We start from the raw sequence: 18650 nt of genomic DNA, 5'->3' as shown, positions 1-18650 counted from the left end.
GGAGGTCCGGAGCGACGGTTACCACTCCCTCGCTACGACCTCCACCCCCATCGGCTGCAAGGCCAAGGCCGGTCGAGGCCGGATCCGTTCGGGGCGGATGAGCTCCAGGCGGTAGCGGCGCCAGATGTCCGCGACGATGTGCACCGTCTCCGTCGTCGCGACGGCCGCGCCGATGCAGACACGCGGCCCGAGGCCGAAGGGGAAGTACGAACCGCGGGGCACCGACGGGCCCTTGCCCGTCCAGCGCTCGGGGCGGAACTCCTCGGCGTCCTCCCAGTGGCGGGGGTCGCGGTGGGCGACCCACTGGCTGACGGTCACCGTTGTCCCGGCGGGGATCAGGTGGCCGCTGAACTCCATGTCCTCCATGGCGTCCCGGCTGGTCAGCCAGACCGGCGAGTAGAGCCGCAGGGACTCGCGGACCACCGCGTTGGTGTACGGCAGGGCCTCCATGCGGGCGAGCCCGGCCGGGGTGGCGGCGAAGGCGGCCTCGGCCTCCGCCCGTACCCGTTCGGCGATCTCTGGGTGCTGGGCGAGGAGGACGCTCGTCCAGACGACGGCGTCGTTCGTCGTCTCGAACCCGGCCATGATCAGGGTGGCGAGCTCGTCGCGGAGCTCGTCCGGGGTCGGGGGCGGGTCGCCGTGGACGAGCGCGTGGAGGACGGGCGCCCGGTCGGGGTCGGCGGCCGCGGGGGAGGCGGCGAGTGCGCGCAGGGTGCGGTCGACGCGGGCCATCGAGCGCCGGATGCGCAGCTTGCGCGGGGTGGGCACCCACTCGGGCAGCAGCACGGGGGAGGTGGACAGGTCCATGATGGGGGAGACCAGCCGGGCGATCTCGGCGGTGTCCTCCTCGCCGAACTCGTCGCCGAACATCAGCGACGTCACCAGCCGCAGTGTCAGCACGGAGACGTCGGCCTGGAGGTCACGAGAGGCGCCGGGGCGCCAGCCGGCGAGCATGCGCTCGCCCTGGTCGGCGACGATCTCGGCCGCCTTGGTGGAGAGCTTGCGGCCGAAGGCGGGTTGCATCCGGTGCCGTTTGGCCTGCCAGGTGGCGCCGTCGCTGTTCATGGTCGACAGCGGGAAGCCCTGGCGGCGCGAGCCGCGCCGGGTGTCCGCGCTGGCCTTGGAGAACTTCGCGTTCCGGTCGACCAGCATCCGTTCGACGTCGCCCGGCGAGGTCAGCAGCACATTGTTGGCGCCGAGCCGCACCACGTCCCCGTAGGTGCGGGAGCACTCGGTCAGGAAGCCGAGCGGGTCCGTGCTGAACGCGTGGAGATTTCCCAGGTACTTGTCCCCGCCCGGGCCCGGGATGCCGGCGCCGGTGCCGGGGGAAGCGGCGGTGGTCATGGACGCCTCGTCAGTTCGGTCGGTGGACGGAAGGCCGGTGGCCGCGGCATCGCTGCCGCGGCCACCGGTTGAGGTCACCGTGCCGGTTTAGTAGTACGAGTACGGCAGGGTGAGACGGTCCTTACGAGTGAGCCGGGCGAAAAGGGCCCCGGTGAGGATCATCTTGCGCATGGCGTGCACCTCCTTCTCGAGCTCGTCGATTCCTTGAGGCATCGCTTCCTGGTGTGGCCACCACCGCTCTGCGATGGGGGAGACAGTAGGCATGTGCCTCTGGGATAACAAGAGTTGACAGGAATCCCGCGCGCATGGTTCGGCGGGTGGTGTTCCGCTTGCTGTGCGCCGGTTTCGCGCGCTCCTTCACCGTAACCCGGAGCCTCTCATTACGGGCCGGGCCGGAACTCGGGAAAGTGGCACGCGGTCAGATGCCCCTCCCCGTCGCCCTCGGCCGGCACCAGCGGAGGCACCTCCTCCGCGCACTTCTCCCGCGCCTTCCAGCAGCGCGTACGGAATCGGCAGCCGGACGGCGGCAGGATCGGGGAGGGGACGTCCCCGGTCAGCCGGATCCTCCCCCGGCTACCGCCGGGAGGTGCCCCCACCCGCCTCTCGTCGGCGTCCGTCGCCTCCGGCACCGCCGACAGCAGCGCGTGGGTGTACGGGTGGCGGGGGCGGCGGTAGATGTCGTCGCGGTCGCCGGATTCCACGATCCTGCCGAGGTACATCACCGCGACGCGCTGGGAGAAGTGCCGTACGACGGCCAGGTCATGCGCGATGAACAGGAACGCGATGCCCAGTTCGCGCCGGAGCCGGGCCAGTAGATTGACCACCTGGGCCTGGATGGAGACGTCCAGGGCCGACACCGGCTCGTCCGCGATGATCACCTTGGGTTCCAGCGCCAGCGCTCGGGCCACGCCGATGCGCTGCCGCTGGCCGCCGGAGAACTCGTGCGGGAAGCGGTTGTAGTGCTCGGGGCTGAGGCCGACGACCTCCAGCAGCTCGCGCACCCGGGCCTCGCGGCCGCCCGGGGGAGCGATGCCGTTGATCTCCATGGGCCCGGAGATGATCTTGCCGACGGTCTGCCGGGGGTTCAGCGAGGAGTAGGGATCCTGGAAGATCATCTGGATCTCGGAGCGGATCGGGGCCAGCCGTCTGCGGTCGGCGTGGGTGATGTCCTCGCCCCGGTAGTGGATCCGGCCGGCCGTCGGCTCCAGCAGCCGGGTCAGCAGCCGGCCCGTCGTGGACTTGCCGCAGCCGGACTCGCCGACGAGGCCGAAGCTCTCCCCGGCCCGTACGGTCAGGTCGACCCCGTCCACCGCCTGGACGGCGCCGACCTTCCGCTTCACCGGGAAACCGCCCATGATCGGGAAGTGTTTGGTCAGGCCCTCGGCGACGAGCAGCGGCTGCCGGCCGTCCTGCGGGGGAATGCTGTGGGTCATAAAGGTGCTCCTCAGCCCAGTCGGGGCCTGATCTGCTCGGTGAAGACGGTCTGCCGCTGTCCGGCCGTGAGATGGCAGGCGGCTCCGCGGCCCGCCGGCGCCTCCGGGCGTTCCGTTCGGCACCGGTCACCCCCGACGAGGGAGGTGTACGCGCAACGCGGCCGGAACGGGCAGCCGGGCGGCGGCGCCAGCAGGCTCGGCGGGGTGCCGGGGATGGGGGTGAGCGGCGCGTCCACGTCCGAGGTGAGGCGCGGCATCGAGCCCAGCAGGCCCCAGGTGTAGGGGTGATAGGGCTCGCGCAGCACCTCGCGGACCGGGCCGCGCTCGACGACGCGGCCCGCGTACATCACCAGCAGGTCGTCGACGGTGTTGGCGACGACGCCCAGGTCGTGGGTGATGAGGATGATCGACGAACCGGACTGCCGCTGGAGGTCCCCCAGCAGATCGAGGATCTGCGCCTGGACGGTGACGTCGAGGGCCGTGGTCGGCTCGTCGGCGATCAGCAGTTCGGGGTCGCAGACCAGGGCCATGGCGATCATCGCGCGCTGCCGCATCCCGCCGGAGAACTGGTGGGGGTAGTCGTCCACGCGCAGCGCGGCGTTGGGGATGCCGACCTTCTCCAGCATCTCGATCGCGCGCAGGCGCGCGTCGCGGCGGGAGGCGCCGGTGTGCTTGCGGAAGGGCTCGGCGATCTGCCGGCCGACGGTGTAGTAGGGCGAGAGGGCGGTGAGCGAGTCCTGGAAGATCATCGCGACCTTGTCGCCGCGGAGCTTCTCCAGGACGGACTCGGGGGCGGCGGTCATCTCCTGGCCGTCGAGGAGGATCTCGCCCTCGATCGCGGTGCTGCGCGGCTCGTGGAGCCCCAGCACGGCGAGCCCGGTGACGGACTTGCCGGAGCCGGACTCTCCGACGATGCCGAGGGTGCGGCCGTGGTGGAGTTCGAGGGAGAGGTCGTCGACGGCGTGGACGGTGCCGTCTTCCGTGGCGAAGCGGATGCGGAGGTTCTTGACGGCGAGGAAGGGCCGGGTGGTGGTCACGTGTCGGTTTCTCCAGGTCGGGTCCGGGGCTCGCCCTCGGTCACGCCAGCCGTACCCTCGGGTCGATGAACGCGTACGCCGCGTCGACGACGATGTTGGCGATGACGATCGCCGTGCAGCCGACGAGCATCACGGCCATCAGCGTCGGCAGGTCCGTCTCGCTGACGGAGGAGACCGCGAGCCGCCCCAGCCCGTGGAGGCTGAAGGTGAACTCCGTGATGATCGCCCCGCCGAACAGCGAGCCCAGGTCGATGCCGAAGATGGTGACGATCGGCGCCATCGCCCCGCGCCACGCGTAGCGGAAGAAGACCGCGCGTCTGCCGAGGCCCTTGGCGCGCGCGGTGCGCACATGGTCCTCGGCGAGCTGCTCGATCATCTGGGAGCGGGTCATCCGGCTGTAGTTGGCGATGAAGATGATGGAGAGCACCAGCCAGGGGATGATCATGCCCGTGAACCATTTCACCGGGTTGTCGGTGATCGGGTAGTAGGCGGGGTTGTCCATCCAGTGGAGCCCGCTGACCAGTACAGCCAGCGCGATGACGCCCACGAAGTAGATCTGGAGGGCGTTGCCGAGGAGGGACAGGGAGCTGACCGCCTTGTCGATCCAGGTGCCCCGGAAGGCGGCGGCGAGCATGCCGATGCCCACGCCGACGGTCAGGAAGACGGCCGCGCCGCCGAGGGTGATGGAGAGCGTGGTGGGGAAGCGGTCGACGATCGTGCCCCAGACCGGCTGCTGGTTGGAGAAGGAGTAGCCGAAGCAGGGGGCCGGGCAGTGGCCGACGGTGAGGTCGCGGCCGGCGAAGAGGCCCACCATGTAGTGCCAGTACTGGACGGGCACGGGCTGGTCGAGGCCGAGGTTCTTGTTGATCACCGCGAGGGAGTCGGCGGTGCAGTTCTTGCCGCAGGACATCAGGGCGGGCTCGGCGGGCAGCGCGAAGAAGAGGAAGAACGTGATCGCGCTGATCAGCAGGATGATGACGATCGCGCCGAGGGTTCGGCGGGCGAGGAATCTCAGCATGGCGCTCGCGTTCTTCGTCAGGCGTCCGGGGAGGGGAAGGGGGAGGGCGGGACGGGCGCGGGGCCCGTCCCGCCCCGCGGTCACTGCTTCACGAACACGGCGGTCGGGTCCACGCTCCCGTACACCGGGTGGTACTTGATCCCGCCGAGGTTGGAACCCCACAGCGAGAACTGGTTGTTGTAGAAGGTCGGCACGCCCGGTACGTCCTCGGTGAGGATCTTGTCGGCGAGCTTCTGCCACGCGGGGGCCGCCTGCTTGACGTCGGGCAGGGCGCTGATCCGGTCGATCTCCGCGTTCACCTTGGAGTCGTCGAGGTGGCCGTAGTTCTGGGCGCCGTCGGCGATCTGGCGGCCGTCGAAGAGCGGCGGGACGACGGTCGAGGACACCGGCCAGTCGGCGCCCCAGGAGGTGCGGTAGAGGTCGTAGTCGTTCTTCACCTTCGCGATCTCGGTGCGCCAGACATTGGAGTCGATCTCCTTGCGCTGCACCTTGAAGCCCGCCCGCTCCAGGGCCTGGACGACCACGACCTGCACTTTCTGCTGGACGTCGGTGTTGGCGTAGGCGTAGACGACCTCCTGGCCGAGCTTTCCGGCCTCCTTCAGCAGCTCCTTCGCCTTCTCCGGGTCGCCGGCGGGCTTGGCCTTCTTCCCGAAGGGGTCGGTCGGCTGGTAGCCGTCCATGGCGGGGGAGAGGAAGTTGGTGGCGATCACCCCGGCGGTCGCCCCGCCGTTCTGCTGGAGGATCTGCCCGTTGGGCATGGCGTAGGCCAGCGCCTTGCGGACCCGCACGTCCTTGAGGCGGTCGGTGTTGAAGCTGATGTAGTCGACGTACGGCTGGATCTCCAGCAGCCGGCGGTTCTTGGTGTCGGGCTGGGCGAGGACCTTCTCCGTCATCTCCGGGGCGACGGCGTTGCTGAACGACATGGTGTTCTTGTCGGCGCCCTGGTCGGCCAGGAAGCGCCGGGTGGAGTCGGTGTACTGGTGGCCGAAGCTGATCTCGAACCTGTCCGCGTACTGGTGGCGGATGGGGTCCGTCCTCGCGTCCCAGTGCTCGTTGCGCACCAGGGTGAGGGACTTGCCGACCTTGTAGTCGCCGACCTTGTAGGGCCCGGAGGAGAAGGGCGCGTTGTCGTACTTCTGCTGGGTGTCCTTCTCGGCCTTGACCGGGCCGATGTTGGGCATGGCGGTGGCGAAGGGGGTGTCGGCGTGCGGCGCGCGGAAGTGGAAGATCACCGTCTTGTCGTCCGGGGTGTCCAGGACGGACGCCGGCAGGTGCTGTCCCTTGTAGGGGCCGTCGGGCAGCGCCTTGCGGAAGTCGTTGCCGTCGCCGGAGAGCCACTGCGGGATGTAGAGGGGGCCGTCCGTCTCGAAGGAGGCGTAGAGCCGCTCGACGCCCCAGCGGACGTCCTTGGCGGTGATCGGCGAGCCGTCCTCGAACTTCAGGCCGTCCTTGAGGGTGAACTTCCAGGTGCGGCCGCCGTCCGAGGCCGTGCCCGCGTCGGTGGCCAGATCGCCGACGATCTTGACCCGGCCCTTGTCGTCCGTCTTGTAGGAGGTCAGGGTGCGGTTGTAGAGCATCTGGTTGGTGAGGACGTCGATGTAGTAGATCTGGCCCGGGTCCAGGTGGTTGAAGGCGTCGCGCTGGAGGACGCCGACCGTGCCGCCCTTCTTGGCGCCCTGGACCTCGGGGGCGGGGCCGGTGGAGTCGGCCTTGGTGCCGATGGAGTAGTTGGCGGACCTGGTCTTGTCCTCGCCCGGCCCCTGGCTCTTGTCACCGTCCCCGCCGCCACCGCCTCCGCTGCTGCACGCGGAGAGCACCACCGCGCCCGCCGCCACGGCGACGGCCGAGAGCCGGACTCTTGACCTGAGGGACCTTGACATTCGAGTCATGGATCGCTGCACCTGCCTGTTCGCCGGACGGATCGTGACATGCCATGGCGGTGACGCGTGGCCGGTGGGCCGTCAGCGTCGGGTCCGGGGGTCGAAGGCGTCCCGGACCGAGTCCCCGAGCAGATTGAAGGCGACCACGAAGACGATCATCGCGAGCCCGGGGAAGAAGATATAGGTGATGTCGCTTTCGTAATACTTGGCACCGTTGGCGAACATCCGGCCCCAGTCGGGTGTGGGCTCCAGGATCCCCACGCCGATGAAGGACAGCCCCGCCTCGACCGTCACGGTGGTGGGGAGCATCAGCGTCGCCTGCACCAGGATCGGCGTCCAGAGGTTGGGCAGCAGCTCCTTGGTGATGATCCGCCAGGGCGAGGCGCCGGTGACCTTCGCCGCCTCGATGAACTCCCGTTCCCGCAGGCTGAGCACCTGTCCGCGCAACAGCCGCGCGAGCCCCATCCAGCCCAGCACCCACAGCACCAGGATCAGGGTGATCACCCGCAGATAGGTGGGGGTCTCCTTGCCGGGGCTGACGAAGAGGGAGTAGACGACGGGCGTGAAGGCGACGAACGACAGCTGGGCCGGGAAGGCCAGCAGCAGGTCGATGAAGCGGCCCAGGAAGTAGTCGGTCCGGCCGCCGACGTACCCGGCGGTCACCCCGACGACGATGCCGGTGACCACGCACAGCACGGTGGCCGCGGCGGCGATCAGCAGCGAGGTGCGGATGCCGTGGACGAGCTGGGTGAGCACGTCGCGGCCCAGGGTCGGCTCGATGCCGAACCAGAACTCCCCGGAGATCCCGCCGTTGGGCCGGACCGGATAACCGTACTGATTGAGCAGCCCGGTCTCGTTGAGCCCGTACGTCGTCGTGGGGTCCTTGCCGTAGAGCAGGGAGATCAGCGGGGCCGCCACCGCGACCACGAAGAAGAACAGCACGATCCAGGCGGAGACGACGCCGGTGCGGTCGCGTCTGAAGCGCCGCCACATCAGCTGCCCGGGCGATCGGCCCACGAGCCCGGCCGTTCCCGCGACGGCGGCCTCGGCGGATGGGGAGGCCGGGGGAGGCGCCTCGGAAGGGCTCTGGGAAGGACTCGTCATCGCGCACATCCCCCGCAACTCTCGTCACCACGGCCACTAGTGGCAATCACCAACACGGGTGAGCTGAGCGGACTTTCGCAATGGGCGCGCGGTGCAGTCAAGGGGGCCGGTGCGTGGGATGCGGTCTTCTGCCGCATCTTGAGCGAAGGTTGTGCGTATTGAGGTGGCGGCGTGCTTGACAGCAGGTCGAGCACGCCGCGCCCGGTGTCACCCCAGGAGGGTCAGTTGATCTTCAACGACCGCTTGAGGAAGTCAACTTGGAGCAGCAGCAGATTCTCCGCCACCTGCTCCTGCGGGGTCATGTGCGTCACGCCCGACAGGGGCAGCACCTCGTGCGGACGGCCCGCCGCCAGCAGCGCCGAGGAGAGCCGCAGGGTGTGCGCGGCGACCACATTGTCGTCCGCGAGACCGTGGACGATCATCAGCGGACGGGTTTGATCCGCCGGCGACGACAGACCGTCGTCGGTGACCAGGGAGTTCCGCGCGTACACCTCCGGCCGCTCCTCGGGCAGGCCCAGATAGCGCTCGGTGTAGTGGGTGTCGTACAGCCGCCAGTCGGTGACCGGCGCGCCCGCCACGGCGGCGTGGAAGACGTCGGGGCGGCGCAGCACCGCGAGGGCCGCCAGATAGCCGCCGTACGACCAGCCGCGGATGCCCACCCGGCCGAGGTCCAGCGGGAACTCCTCAGCCAGCGCGTGCAGCGCCTCCACCTGGTCGTCCAGGGTGGCGCCCGCGAAGTCCTCGTGGACGGCCTTCTCCCAGGCCGGCGAGGTGTGCGGGGTGCCCCGGCCGTCCGCGACGACGACCGCGAAGCCCTGGTCGGCGAACCACTGCGAGGTCAGATGGGCGTTGTGCGTGGCGGCGACGCGCAGCCCGTGCGGCCCGCCGTAGGGGTCCATGAGCACCGGCAGCGGGCCGTCGCCCTCCCGGTAACCGCTCGGCAGCAGCACGGCGGTGGGGATCCGGCGGGCGCCCGCCCCGACGAAGCGGGGCCGGGCGGCCAGGACCGGCGTCTCGGCGTGGGAGACCACGGAGGAGATCTGCTTGCCGTCGCGCAGCGCCCGGACCTCCGTCCCGGGCCGCTCCGGGTCCGCCGACGCCAGGACGGTCACCGCGCCCGTACGGACCGCCGAGTGCCGGCCCCGGCCCTCCGAGACGCGCTCCACGCCCCGCCCGCCGACCCGGTACACATGGGCCTCGCCCAGCTCCGGATCGGAGGCTCCCGCTCCGGCGGAGGCGGAGATCAGGACGTCGTCCTCCCCGATGTCCAGCACCGCCAGAACGTGAAGATCCGGTCCCGTCAGCGCCCGGTCGCCGGTCATCAGGACCCGGGCGCCGCTCTCGTCGCTGATCCGCAGCAGCTCCCCGGCGGGCGTCCACGCGGGCACGCCGTCGAAAAGTTCAAGCCACTTCGGATCCTCGTCCGTGTGCAGGACCCGCGTGGCCCCGGAGGCCGTGTCGACGGCCAGGTACACCTGGGTCCGCTGGTCACGGGCCTGGACGAGCAGCAGCGGCGGCCCGTCGGCCGACCAGTGCACCCGCGCGAGATAGGGGAAGCGCTCGCGGTCCCACTCGATGTCCGTCCGCGTGCCGTCCAGGCCCGTCAGGGAGAGCGACACCTCCGCGTTGGGGGTGCCGGCCGCCGGGTAGGCGACCTCGGCGGGCGCCGCCTCCGGGTGGGCCGGGTCGGCGATCCACCAGCGGCGCACGGGCGCGTCGTCCACGCGGGCGACCAGCAGCGCGTCGCTGTCCGGCGACCACCAGAAGCCGCGCGAACGGTCCATCTCCTCGGCCGCGATGAACTCCGCCAGCCCCCAGGAGATGGTCTCCCCGTCCGGCTCGGCCAGGACCCGGCCGTGGTCGTCGCCGCCGACCTCCACCACCTGAAGGGAGTTGTGCGCGACGAACGCCACGTGCCGGCCGTCGGGGGACGGCCGGGGGTCGCTCACCGGGCCCGGGACGTGGTGCTCCCGGACCGTGCCGCTCCGCAGCTCGGCGGAGAACAGCCGTCCGGAGAGCGCGAACGCGGCCACCTCCACCGCGGCGTCAACCGCGTACGCCACGATGCCCGCCGCCCCCTCGCGGCTGCGCTCGCGACGTGCCCGCTCCTCGGCGGACAGCTCCTCGTCCGCGCCTTCCAGCAGCGCGTACGGGTCGGCGGCCGGATACTCCCGGCCCTCCTCCAGATCCAGCACCCACAGGACGTTCTCCCGGTCGGTGCCCGCGCGGGAGCGCAGGAAGACGACACGTGTGCCGTCCGGGGAGACGCTGAAGGAACGGGGCGCGCCCAGGGTGAAGCGCTGAGTACGGGCGTGCTGACGGGGAAACGAGAGCTGTCCGGTCATGCGGGGGAGCCTACGGGCCCTACCACCGGGTTCACCCAAGACGGCGAGAACTCGCCGTGCGCCCCGTGTTTGCTCCTGTGCTCCGAGTCATGCACGCGCACGGAAAGTTATGATCGCTCGCGCATAGTGGGTACGAACCTCGGTGTCCGCGTGCCTTCGGGCATTCGTATGCCATCCGCTCGAAGCCGTCCGTCCGACCGCGCGTCCCTGGAGGTGAGCCGCTGTGGCACTCTCGATTTCGGCGGTGGTGCTGCTGGCGATCATCGTCATCCTGCTGGTCCGGAAATCCGGGCTGAAGACGGGCCACGCCGCGATCTGCGTGCTGCTGGGGTTCTACCTCGCCAGCTCCTCCGTGGGCCCGACCATCCACCAGTTCACATCCAGCGTCACGGCCATGGTCAGCAACATCAAGTTCTGACGGGCCGAACGGGCCGGGCCGTCCGGGGCGACCGGCGGCCGGGTGCGGGGCGCGGCGGTCGCGGGCGACGGCCCGGCGGGCCGCCGTCAACCGTAGGCTGTCCCCATGACCGATCTTCCCGGCCGCCGGCTGCTCCTGGTGCACGCGCACCCGGACGACGAGTCGATCAACAATGGCGCGACCATGGCCAAGTACGCCGCCGAGGGTGCCCACGTCACGCTGGTGACCTGCACGCTCGGCGAGGAGGGCGAGGTGATCCCGCCCGCCCTGGCGCACCTGACCGCCGACCGGGACGACACCCTCGGCTCCTACCGCGAGGGCGAACTGGCCGCCGCCATGGCCGAGCTGGGCGTCACCGACCACCTCCTCCTCGGCGGGGCCGGCCGCTACCGCGACTCCGGCATGATGGGCGCCCCGCAGAACGAGCACCCGGACTGCTTCTGGCGCGCCGATGTGGACGAGGCCGCCGCGTCCCTCGTGGAGGTGATCCGCCGGGTACGCCCCCAGGTCCTGGTCACCTATGACGAGAACGGCGGCTACGGCCACCCGGACCACATCCAGGCCCACCGCGTCGCCATGCGCGCCGCGGACCTCGCCGCCGAGCCGGCCTTCCGCCGCGACCTGGGCGACCCCCACGCGATCGCGAAGATCTACTGGAACTGCGTCCCGCGCTCCGTGGTCGAGGCCGGCTTCGCCCGGCTGCGCGAGGCCGGCCGCGAGGGCGACCTCTTCCCCGGCATCGCCTCCGTCGACGACGTCCCCGGCGTGCTGCCCGACGAGGAGGTGACGGCGGCGGTCGACGCCTCCGCCCACGCGGACCGGAAGGCGGCGGCGATGCGCGCGCACGCCACGCAGATCGCCGTGGACGGCCCCTTCTTCGCCCTCTCCAACGACCTGGGCCAGCCGCTCTTCCCCATCGAGTACTACCGGCTCGTCCGGGGCGGGTCCGGGGCGGCCCCGGGCGCCCGCGAGGACGACCTGTTCGCCGGGACGGGTGCGTGACCGGGCCCATGGACAACAGCGGACTCTTCACCGTGCCCGGCCCCGGACGCCTCGCCGCCTACCTGGGCCTCGCCGTCCTCGGCTTCGTCACGGGCGTCGCGGGCGCCCTCGTCCAGGGCGGCTGGTTCCCCGGCGGACTGCTGCTGGCCCTCCTCGCCGTCGGCGGGCTGTGCTATGGCTCGGTGGTCGCCACCCGCAGCCGGATGGGCGGCGCGGCGGCCGGCACGGGCTGGATCGTCTCCGTGCTGATCCTGGCGGCCAGCCGGCCGGAGGGCGACTTCCTCTTCGGGGCCGGCCTGGGCTCGTACGCGTACCTCCTGGGCGGCATGGGTGTCGCTGTGATGTGCGCCACGGTTGCGAAAGTGCCGCAACCGGACGGCGCTTAGGCCCGACTTGGGAAGTGTCGTGATGATTTCTACCCGACTGTCATCCGGCCGGTCGGGGGAGTGATCCAGCAGTCGTCGAATACCGGCCCGTGGTCCCCAGTATGGTGGTGCGCGCCGCCGAGCCTCCCCTGGCCTCCGGCATGGGCGACCCCAAGCGAGGTCAAAAGAGGGCGGCGAAGAGTAACCGGGAGATCCTGCTTTGAGCCGTGCATCTGACAGTTCGTCCTCCGGGGCCCAGGGCCGCGGCGGTGCCGCCTACCCCTCGGGCACCACGCCCTACGGGACCCCCCAGGGGGAGGAGCCCGCACCGGGCCCGGCCGCTTCGCCGGCCTCGGCCGCCAGGCCGAACGAGCCGAAGACCGAGACCACGATGACGACGCGGATCCGCATCAACATCCCGGGCTCGCGCCCCATTCCGCCCGTCGTCATGCGCACCACCGTCGACAACGAGGGCGGCGCCGCGGACGCGGCCGCCGCCGCGCCGCCGTCCGGGCCCGGCGCGACCTCCGGTCCGGCCGCGCCCGCCGCGCCCTCCGCTTCCGCGCCCGCCGGGGCCGGTAGGTCCGGTCTGCCGACGCGCCCCAAGCCGACGAAGAAGACCCCCGCGGCGGCGGCCGGCGCGGCCGCCGCCGCGGGCTCCCCTTCGGGTTCCGCTTCCGATTCCGGTTCGGGTTCCGCGCCGAGCGACTGGTTCGCGCCGCGCAAGTCCTCCGGGACGACCCCGCCGCCCGCCGCGGCCCGCCGCCAGCCGCCCGCGGGCGGCGCGGGCGCCGGCGCCGCCGGCAAGCAGGCCCCGCCGCTGCCGCGCCGCGGCGCGGCAGCCCGTGGCGCGTACGGCGGCAACCCCGCCCCGGCCGCCGACTCCGGCGCCTCCTGGCCGCAGGACCCCTCCACCACCGCCGCGATGCCGCAGCCGCCCGTACCGGGCGCCGGCGCCACGACGGGCGCCCCCGGCGCCGCTCACGGCGGTGCGGGTGCGCCGTGGCCGGGTGACGCCTCGACGACCGGCGCGATGCCGCAGCCGCCCGTGCCCGGCGCCGACGCCCCGTGGCAGGGCGCCCCCGCGCCGACCGGCGGCATGCCCCCGACGGGCGGCCCCGCCGGCAACGGCGGCGCCCCGTGGCCGGGTGACGGTACGCCGACCGGTGGCGCGCAGCAGAACCTCCCCACGGGCAAGGGCGCGGCCCGCCGCCGCGCGGCCGCCGCCGGCGACGACTGGCCCGGCACGTCCACCCCGGCGGGCGCCATGCAGCACCCGAACGACCCCGTGCCGACGGGCGGCGCGCCGTGGCCGGGTGACGCCTCGACGACGGGTGCCGTGCCCCAGCCGGGCGGCAAGGGTCGCCGCGGCGGTCAGGGTGCGGCGGGCGGCGGTGCGGCGTGGCCGGGTGACGGTGCGGCGCCTGGTGGCGCGCAGCAGCCCGGCGGCAACGGTCACCCCGGTGGTCCGGGTGCCGTGGGCGGCGGCGCGCCGTGGCCCGGCGATGCCTCGACGACCGGTGCCGTGCCCCAGCCGGGCGGCCCCGCCGGCAAGGGCGGTGCCCCGTGGCCGGGTGACGGTATGACGGCCGGTGGCGGACAGCAGCCGGGTGGCCCGGGCGCCGCCAACGGTGGTGCGCCGTGGCCGGGCGATGCCTCGACGACGGGTGCCGTGCCGCAGCCGGGCGTGCCCGGCGCGGTCGGTGGTCCCGGTGCCAACGGTGGCGCCCCGTGGCCGGGTGACGCTTCGGCGACGGGCGGCATGCCGCAGCCGGGCGGTAAGGGCCGTCCGGGTGGTCCGGGTGCCGTGGGCGGCGGTGCGCCGTGGCCTGGTGATGCTTCGACGACCGGTGCCGTTCCGCAGCCGGGTGTTCCCGGTGCGACCGGTGGCCTCGGTGCCAACGGTGGCGCCCCGTGGCCGGGTGACGCCGCGACGACCGGCGGCATGCCGCGGCCCGGTGGCCAGGGCCACCCGGGCGGTCCGGGTGTTCCCGGCGCGCCCGGTGCCAACGGCGGTGCGCAGTGGCCCGGTGACGCCTCGACGACCGGTGCCGTGCCGCAGCCGGGCGGCAAGGGCCGTCACGGTGGGCCGGGTGCCAAGGGCGGTGCGGCCGCGGGCGGCGGTGTGCCGAACGCGGGGACCACCCAGCAGATGTCCATGCCCACCGTCGGCCCCACCATCGGTGGTGTGCCCGCCGGGGGTGCCGCGTTCGCGACCGGGCGTACCGACACGCCGCGTCAGGGCGTTCCCGTGGTCCCGCCGCCGGGCCCGCAGGGCGGCGCCCCGCAGGGTGGCGGCGCGGGCAAGGGCAGGGGCAAGAAGCGTGGACCGAAGGGTTCCGCTTCCCCCTCCGCTTCCGCTCACGTCGGCGTGCCCGCGCCGGGCGCGCCGGGCGCACCGGGCGTGCCGTCCGGGCCCGTACCGAAGCCGGTCGGCGAGACGCTGGTCAGCGGGGTGCCGACCGTGCCCCCGGCGGACGCCGGTGCGCCCCGCATCGCCGTGCCCAAGCCGAAGCCCGCCGTCCCGGGCCCGCCGGTCCCGCCGGCGAAGTCCGGTACCGGCGTGCCCAAGCCGCCGGCCCCGCCTGCCAAGCCGGCCGCCAAGGCGGCGCCCAAGCCCGCGCCCAAGAAGAAGGGCCGCTCCAAGCTCGTCCTCCTGGGCGGCGGGGTCATCGGCCTGGTCGCCGCCGCCTACGCCGCGGGGCTGCTGCTCGACCACGCCGACGTACCGAACGGCACCACCGTCCTCGGCGTCGACATCGGCGGCAAGTCCAAGGACGAGGCCGTCAAGAAGCTCGACTCGGCCCTCGGCGACCGCGCCACCGCCCCGCTGAAGCTCTCCATCGGCGGCAAACCGGCTGCCCTCAAGCCCTCCGTGGCGGGCCTGTCCATCGACACCCAGGCCACCGTGCGCGCCGCGTCCGGGCGGGACTACAACCCCGTCACCGTGCTGGGCTCGCTCATCGGCAACACCCATGCCGCCGAGCCGACCCTGAACGTCGACGAGGAGAAGGTCGCCGCCGCCCTCAAGTCGCTGGCCGGCGAGTCCGGCTCGGCGACGGACGGCACGATCAAGTTCGAGCCGGGCAAGGCCGTCGCCGTCTACGGGCAGCCGTACGAGGGCGTGGACGTGGACAAGTCGGTCAAGGCGATCTCCCAGGCCTACCGCGACCGCGCCGCCACCGGCAAGGACAAGCCCGTCGAGCTGACGACGTCCTCGCAGCAGCCGAAGGTGACCAACGCCGAGGTCGACCGGATGATGCAGGAGTTCGCGAAGCCCGCGATGTCCGGTCTGGTCACCGTGCAGGCGGACGCGGCCCACGCCATCCAGTTCGGGCCGGAGCTCTCGCTGCCGAAGATCCTCTCCGTCAAGGAGGTGGGCGGCAAGCTCGTCGAGAGCTACGACCTGGAGGAGCTCAAGAAGCTCTACGGCAAGAAGTTCGACGGCGTCCTCATCCAGCGCGGCGACGGCACCAAGAAGCCCGTCACCCCGCAGGATGTCGCCGGCGCCCTCGGCAAGGCGTTGCGCGGCAAGACGCTCGCCGAGCGTGTCGGGACGATCCAGCAGACGGGCTGAGCGAGCCCCTCTCGCGTACGCACGAGCCCCCGTGCCCCAGCGGCACGGGGGCTCGTGCGCGTCCGGGCACGGCTTGGCGCATGACATCTGTCATCCCCGGCCCACGACGTCCGACACTGCCGACAGCACCCCCTGACCAGCGAAGATGTTCTCCATGACCACTACTGCAAGCGTCAACACGGGGGACGGGCGCCGCACGGGCGCCCCCGTGGTCAGCTTTGAGAACGTCAGCAAGAACTACGGCACCGTGCGCGCCGTCGCCGATCTGAGCCTCGACCTCTACCCGGGCGAGACCGTCGCCCTGCTCGGCCCCAACGGCGCGGGCAAGTCCTCGACCCTGGACCTGCTGCTGGGTCTGCGCAACCCCGACGCCGGGCGCGTCGAGGTCTTCGGCACCACGCCGCAGGAGGCCATCCTCCAGGGCCGCGTCGGCGCCATGCTCCAGAGCGGCGGGCTGATGGAGGAGGTGAAGGTCCGGGAGATCGTGAAGCTCGCCTGCGACCTCCACCCCAAGGCGTTCCCCGTCGACCAGGTGCTGGCGGCGGCCGACCTCACGGGTATCGCCGACCGCATGGTCAACAAGCTCTCCGGCGGCCAGGAGCAGCGCGTGCGCTTCGCCATGGCCACGGCCGGCGCCAATGACCTCATCGTCCTGGACGAGCCGACGACCGGCATGGACGTCTCGGCCCGCCAGGCGTTCTGGGGCGTGATGCGCGAGCAGACGCGCCAGGGCCGTACGGTCCTCTTCGCCACCCACTACCTCGAAGAGGCCGACGCCATCGCCGACCGCGTCATCGTGCTGCGCGGCGGCACGCTGCTCGCCGACGGCTCGGCCGCCGAGATCAAGGCCAAGGCCGGCGCCCGCCGGATCGTCTTCGACCTCGACCAGCCGGTCGGCGAGGGCGCGCTGCGCGAGCTGCCGTTCCTCGCCTCGCTGGAGGTGTCCGGCCGTACCGTGCGCATCCAGTCCCACGACGCCGACGCCACCGTCCACGCCCTCTACGGGCTGGGCCTCTACCCGCGCAACCTCGAGGTCGCGGGCCTCGGCCTGGAGCAGGCCTTCCTCGCCATCAACGACGCCGCGACCGCCGAGGAGGCGGCCCGATGAAGACTCTCGTCAAGCTGGAAATAACGCGCACCCTGCGCAACAAGAAGTTCATGTTCTTCTCCGTGATGTACCCGGCGCTGCTCTTCCTGATCATCGCCGGCGGTGCGAGCGAGGAGGAGCTCGTCAAGGGCACGCGGCTGACGCTGCCGCTGATCATGATGGTCTCCATGGCCTCCTTCGGCGCCATCACGGCCGTCCTCGTCGGCAACAGCGAGCGCATCGCCAAGGAGCGCGAGAAGGGCTGGGTGCGCCAGCTGCGCCTCACCGCCCTGCCCGGCCGCGGCTATGTGTCCGCCAAGGTGGCCTCGGCCGCCGTGGTCTCCCTCCCCTCCATCCTCGTCGTCTTCGCCATCGCCGCGGCCGTCAAGCACGTCCGGCTCGACGCCTGGCAGTGGGGCGCGCTGACGGGCTCCATCTGGGCCGGCAGCATCGTCTTCGCCGCGCTCGGTGTGGCCCTGGGCTACCTGGTCTCCGGTGACGCCGTCCGGCCGGTCACGATGATCGTCTACTTCGCGCTGTCCATCCTGGGCGGCCTGTGGATGCCGACCACGACCTTCCCGGACTGGCTCCAGTCCATCGCCAAGTGGACGCCCACCCACGCCTACGCGGCGCTCGGCCAGGCCATCGAGGGCGGCGACGCGCCGCACCTGAGGGACGTCGGCCTGCTGCTGGCTTATCTTGTCGTCTTCGCCGGCTGCGCGGCCTGGCTCTACCGCAAGGACACCCGCAAGGCCTGAGCCGACGCGGGACGGGTCCGAGGGACGGACGGAGGGAGAGAGGGGCCGATGGCCGGACGCGAGCGACGCTGGAACCCTTGGCGCGCCGTCATGGAGACCGAGGACGACCCGTCGGCCGCCGAGACCCACAACGGCATGGGCTCCCAGCCCGAGAACCGCCGCCAGATAGTGATCAAACTGCTGTGGATCTCCATCTGGTTCTTCTACCTCGCCGCCCCGGCGGAGGACGTCCTCGGCGACCACCACACCCTGGTCGGCGACGTCCTGGGCGGCGTGGGCCTGGCGGCCTTCGTGGCCGCCTACCTGACCCTGGTCTTCCGCCACACCTCCCGGGCCCTGGACCGGCCCAAGGTGCTCGGCTGGATCGGGGTGATGCTGAGTCTGGCCCTCGTCCTGTCCCTCACTCTGGGGACCCCCTGGCTGGTGCTCTTCGTCTTCTCGAGCATCGCCTGCGGGGCGGTCTTCCCCACCAAGCTCGCTCGCCTCGCCGTTCCACTGGTCACGGGGGTACTGGTGGCCGTCGGCGCGAGCATGCGGGGCCCGGTGGCGGAGTTCGTGGTGGCGCTCGTCGTCCCCGCTCTGCTCGGCGGCTTCGCGATGGTGGGGGTGCGGCAGATGGCCCTGACGACCCGTGCGCTGCGTGAGGCACGGGCGACGGTGGCCCATCTCGCCGCCAACGAGGAGAGGTTGCGGCTCGCCCGCGACCTCCACGATCTGCTCGGCCACTCGCTCTCGCTGATCACGCTCAAGAGCGAGCTGGCCGGGCGGATGCTCCCGGACCGGCCGGAGGACGCGGCCCGGCAGGTCGCCGACATCGAGCGGGTGAGCCGGCAGGCCCTGGTGGACGTCCGGGAGGCGGTGAGCGGCTTTCGCCGCCCCACCCTGGAGGCCGAGCTCGCCGGGGTCCGTACCGCCCTGGCCGCCGCCGGCATCACCGCCGACCTGAGCCGGGCCGCGGACGGCCACCCCGATCTGCCGCCCGATGAGGAGGGCGCCCTGGCGTGGGCGCTGCGCGAGGCGGTGACCAATGTCGTCCGGCACAGCGGTGCCACGCGCTGCGAGGTGACGCTCGCGGAGACGGGCGACGACATGTGCCTGACCGTCACCGACAACGGCCGCGGTCCGGGGCGCGGTTACGGGAACGGGCTGACCGGGCTGAGCGAGCGGCTCGCCCTCGCCGACGGCAGGCTGGAGACCGGCCCGGGCGCGCGCGGCGGATTCCGGCTGCGGGCGTGCGTACCGCTCTCGCGGCGGGTGGCCGTCTGACCTCTACCCTGTCGCT

Annotated in this window: 15 protein-coding genes; 7 read left to right on the top strand and 8 right to left on the bottom strand. The window is 72.2% G+C overall.

All coding sequences use genetic code 11. From position 1 onward, the window contains the following. Positions 1-18 precede the first annotated feature (18 nt). The 8 genes from AB0E98_RS21445 to AB0E98_RS21410 all read right to left on the bottom strand — a co-directional run bounded on the left by AB0E98_RS21445 (position 19) and on the right by AB0E98_RS21410 (position 10161). Entirely contained in the window at positions 19-1344 is a 1326-nt protein-coding gene (locus tag AB0E98_RS21445) for a cytochrome P450 (protein ID WP_361704878.1), read from the bottom strand. 87 nt (positions 1345-1431) lie between these two features. Next, entirely contained in the window at positions 1432-1557 is a 126-nt protein-coding gene (locus AB0E98_RS21440; RefSeq protein ID WP_361704875.1) for a cittilin family RiPP precursor, read from the bottom strand. Between the two features lie 167 nt (positions 1558-1724). Continuing rightward, entirely contained in the window at positions 1725-2777 is a 1053-nt protein-coding gene (locus tag AB0E98_RS21435) for an oligopeptide/dipeptide ABC transporter ATP-binding protein (protein WP_361704873.1), read from the bottom strand. A gap of 11 nt (positions 2778-2788) precedes the next feature. Further along, positions 2789-3814 (bottom strand): ABC transporter ATP-binding protein, encoded by a 1026-nt coding sequence (locus AB0E98_RS21430; RefSeq protein WP_361704870.1) that lies wholly within the window; start codon positions 3812-3814, stop codon positions 2789-2791. Positions 3815-3854: 40 nt separating this feature from the next. Continuing rightward, complete coding sequence (locus tag AB0E98_RS21425) at positions 3855-4832, bottom strand: ABC transporter permease (RefSeq protein WP_361704868.1); 978 nt, start codon at positions 4830-4832, stop codon at positions 3855-3857. A gap of 80 nt (positions 4833-4912) precedes the next feature. Further along, a complete protein-coding gene (locus AB0E98_RS21420) occupies positions 4913-6712 on the bottom strand; it encodes an ABC transporter substrate-binding protein (RefSeq protein ID WP_361704866.1) in 1800 nt (599 codons plus the stop codon). An 81-nt stretch (positions 6713-6793) separates the two neighbouring features. Then, complete coding sequence (locus AB0E98_RS21415; RefSeq protein WP_361704864.1) at positions 6794-7816, bottom strand: ABC transporter permease; 1023 nt, start codon at positions 7814-7816, stop codon at positions 6794-6796. A 221-nt stretch (positions 7817-8037) separates the two neighbouring features. After that, on the bottom strand, positions 8038-10161 hold the full coding sequence (locus tag AB0E98_RS21410) for an alpha/beta fold hydrolase (RefSeq protein ID WP_361704862.1): 2124 nt from the start codon (positions 10159-10161) through the stop codon (positions 8038-8040). Between the two features lie 223 nt (positions 10162-10384). Here AB0E98_RS21410 and AB0E98_RS21405 point away from each other — a divergent pair, with 223 nt between their 5' ends. From AB0E98_RS21405 to AB0E98_RS21375, 7 genes are all read left to right on the top strand, one after another. Then, on the top strand, positions 10385-10579 hold the full coding sequence (locus AB0E98_RS21405) for a hypothetical protein (RefSeq protein ID WP_126915863.1): 195 nt from the start codon (positions 10385-10387) through the stop codon (positions 10577-10579). 105 nt (positions 10580-10684) lie between these two features. Next, the gene (gene mshB, locus AB0E98_RS21400; RefSeq protein ID WP_361704859.1) at positions 10685-11581 is read left to right on the top strand and encodes an N-acetyl-1-D-myo-inositol-2-amino-2-deoxy-alpha-D-glucopyranoside deacetylase; all 897 of its coding nucleotides are present in this window, start codon (positions 10685-10687) and stop codon (positions 11579-11581) included. An 8-nt stretch (positions 11582-11589) separates the two neighbouring features. Further along, entirely contained in the window at positions 11590-11967 is a 378-nt protein-coding gene (locus AB0E98_RS21395) for a DUF6113 family protein (RefSeq protein ID WP_361705281.1), read from the top strand. Between the two features lie 199 nt (positions 11968-12166). After that, entirely contained in the window at positions 12167-15523 is a 3357-nt protein-coding gene (locus AB0E98_RS21390) for a hypothetical protein (protein ID WP_361704857.1), read from the top strand. A 154-nt stretch (positions 15524-15677) separates the two neighbouring features. Next, positions 15678-16631: an ABC transporter ATP-binding protein gene (locus tag AB0E98_RS21385; protein WP_361704854.1), complete on the top strand. Its 954-nt coding sequence runs from the start codon at positions 15678-15680 to the stop codon at positions 16629-16631. Beyond that, positions 16628-17368, top strand: coding sequence for an ABC transporter permease (locus AB0E98_RS21380; protein ID WP_361704851.1), 741 nt, complete (start codon positions 16628-16630; stop codon positions 17366-17368). The genes AB0E98_RS21385 and AB0E98_RS21380 overlap by 4 nt, the downstream gene beginning before the upstream one ends. A 135-nt stretch (positions 17369-17503) precedes the next feature. Then, on the top strand, positions 17504-18634 hold the full coding sequence (locus AB0E98_RS21375) for a sensor histidine kinase (RefSeq protein WP_361705279.1): 1131 nt from the start codon (positions 17504-17506) through the stop codon (positions 18632-18634). The last annotated feature ends 16 nt before the right edge of the window (positions 18635-18650 follow it).

The sequence above is a fragment of the Streptomyces sp. NPDC037389 genome, from assembly GCF_040636475.1.
GTDB classification, from domain to species: domain Bacteria; phylum Actinomycetota; class Actinomycetes; order Streptomycetales; family Streptomycetaceae; genus Streptomyces; species Streptomyces hesseae.
The sequence above is the reverse complement of the archived record's forward strand: the minus strand, read 5'-3'. Positions and strand labels throughout refer to the sequence as shown.

Bases quoted from the DNA above. Each gene is read 5' to 3' on its own strand.
- AB0E98_RS21445 (WP_361704878.1), bottom strand. From the start codon at position 1,344: ATGACCACCGCCGCTTCCCCCGGCACCGGCGCCGGCATCCCGGGCCCG.
- AB0E98_RS21440 (WP_361704875.1), bottom strand. From the start codon at position 1,557: ATGCCTCAAGGAATCGACGAGCTCGAGAAGGAGGTGCACGCCATGCGC.
- AB0E98_RS21435 (WP_361704873.1), bottom strand. From the start codon at position 2,777: ATGACCCACAGCATTCCCCCGCAGGACGGCCGGCAGCCGCTGCTCGTC.
- AB0E98_RS21425 (WP_361704868.1), bottom strand. From the start codon at position 4,832: ATGCTGAGATTCCTCGCCCGCCGAACCCTCGGCGCGATCGTCATCATC.
- AB0E98_RS21420 (WP_361704866.1), bottom strand. From the start codon at position 6,712: ATGTCAAGGTCCCTCAGGTCAAGAGTCCGGCTCTCGGCCGTCGCCGTG.
- AB0E98_RS21415 (WP_361704864.1), bottom strand. From the start codon at position 7,816: ATGACGAGTCCTTCCCAGAGCCCTTCCGAGGCGCCTCCCCCGGCCTCC.
- AB0E98_RS21410 (WP_361704862.1), bottom strand. From the start codon at position 10,161: ATGACCGGACAGCTCTCGTTTCCCCGTCAGCACGCCCGTACTCAGCGC.
- mshB (WP_361704859.1), top strand. From the start codon at position 10,685: ATGACCGATCTTCCCGGCCGCCGGCTGCTCCTGGTGCACGCGCACCCG.
- AB0E98_RS21395 (WP_361705281.1), top strand. From the start codon at position 11,590: ATGGACAACAGCGGACTCTTCACCGTGCCCGGCCCCGGACGCCTCGCC.
- AB0E98_RS21385 (WP_361704854.1), top strand. From the start codon at position 15,678: ATGACCACTACTGCAAGCGTCAACACGGGGGACGGGCGCCGCACGGGC.
- AB0E98_RS21380 (WP_361704851.1), top strand. From the start codon at position 16,628: ATGAAGACTCTCGTCAAGCTGGAAATAACGCGCACCCTGCGCAACAAG.
- AB0E98_RS21375 (WP_361705279.1), top strand. From the start codon at position 17,504: ATGGGCTCCCAGCCCGAGAACCGCCGCCAGATAGTGATCAAACTGCTG.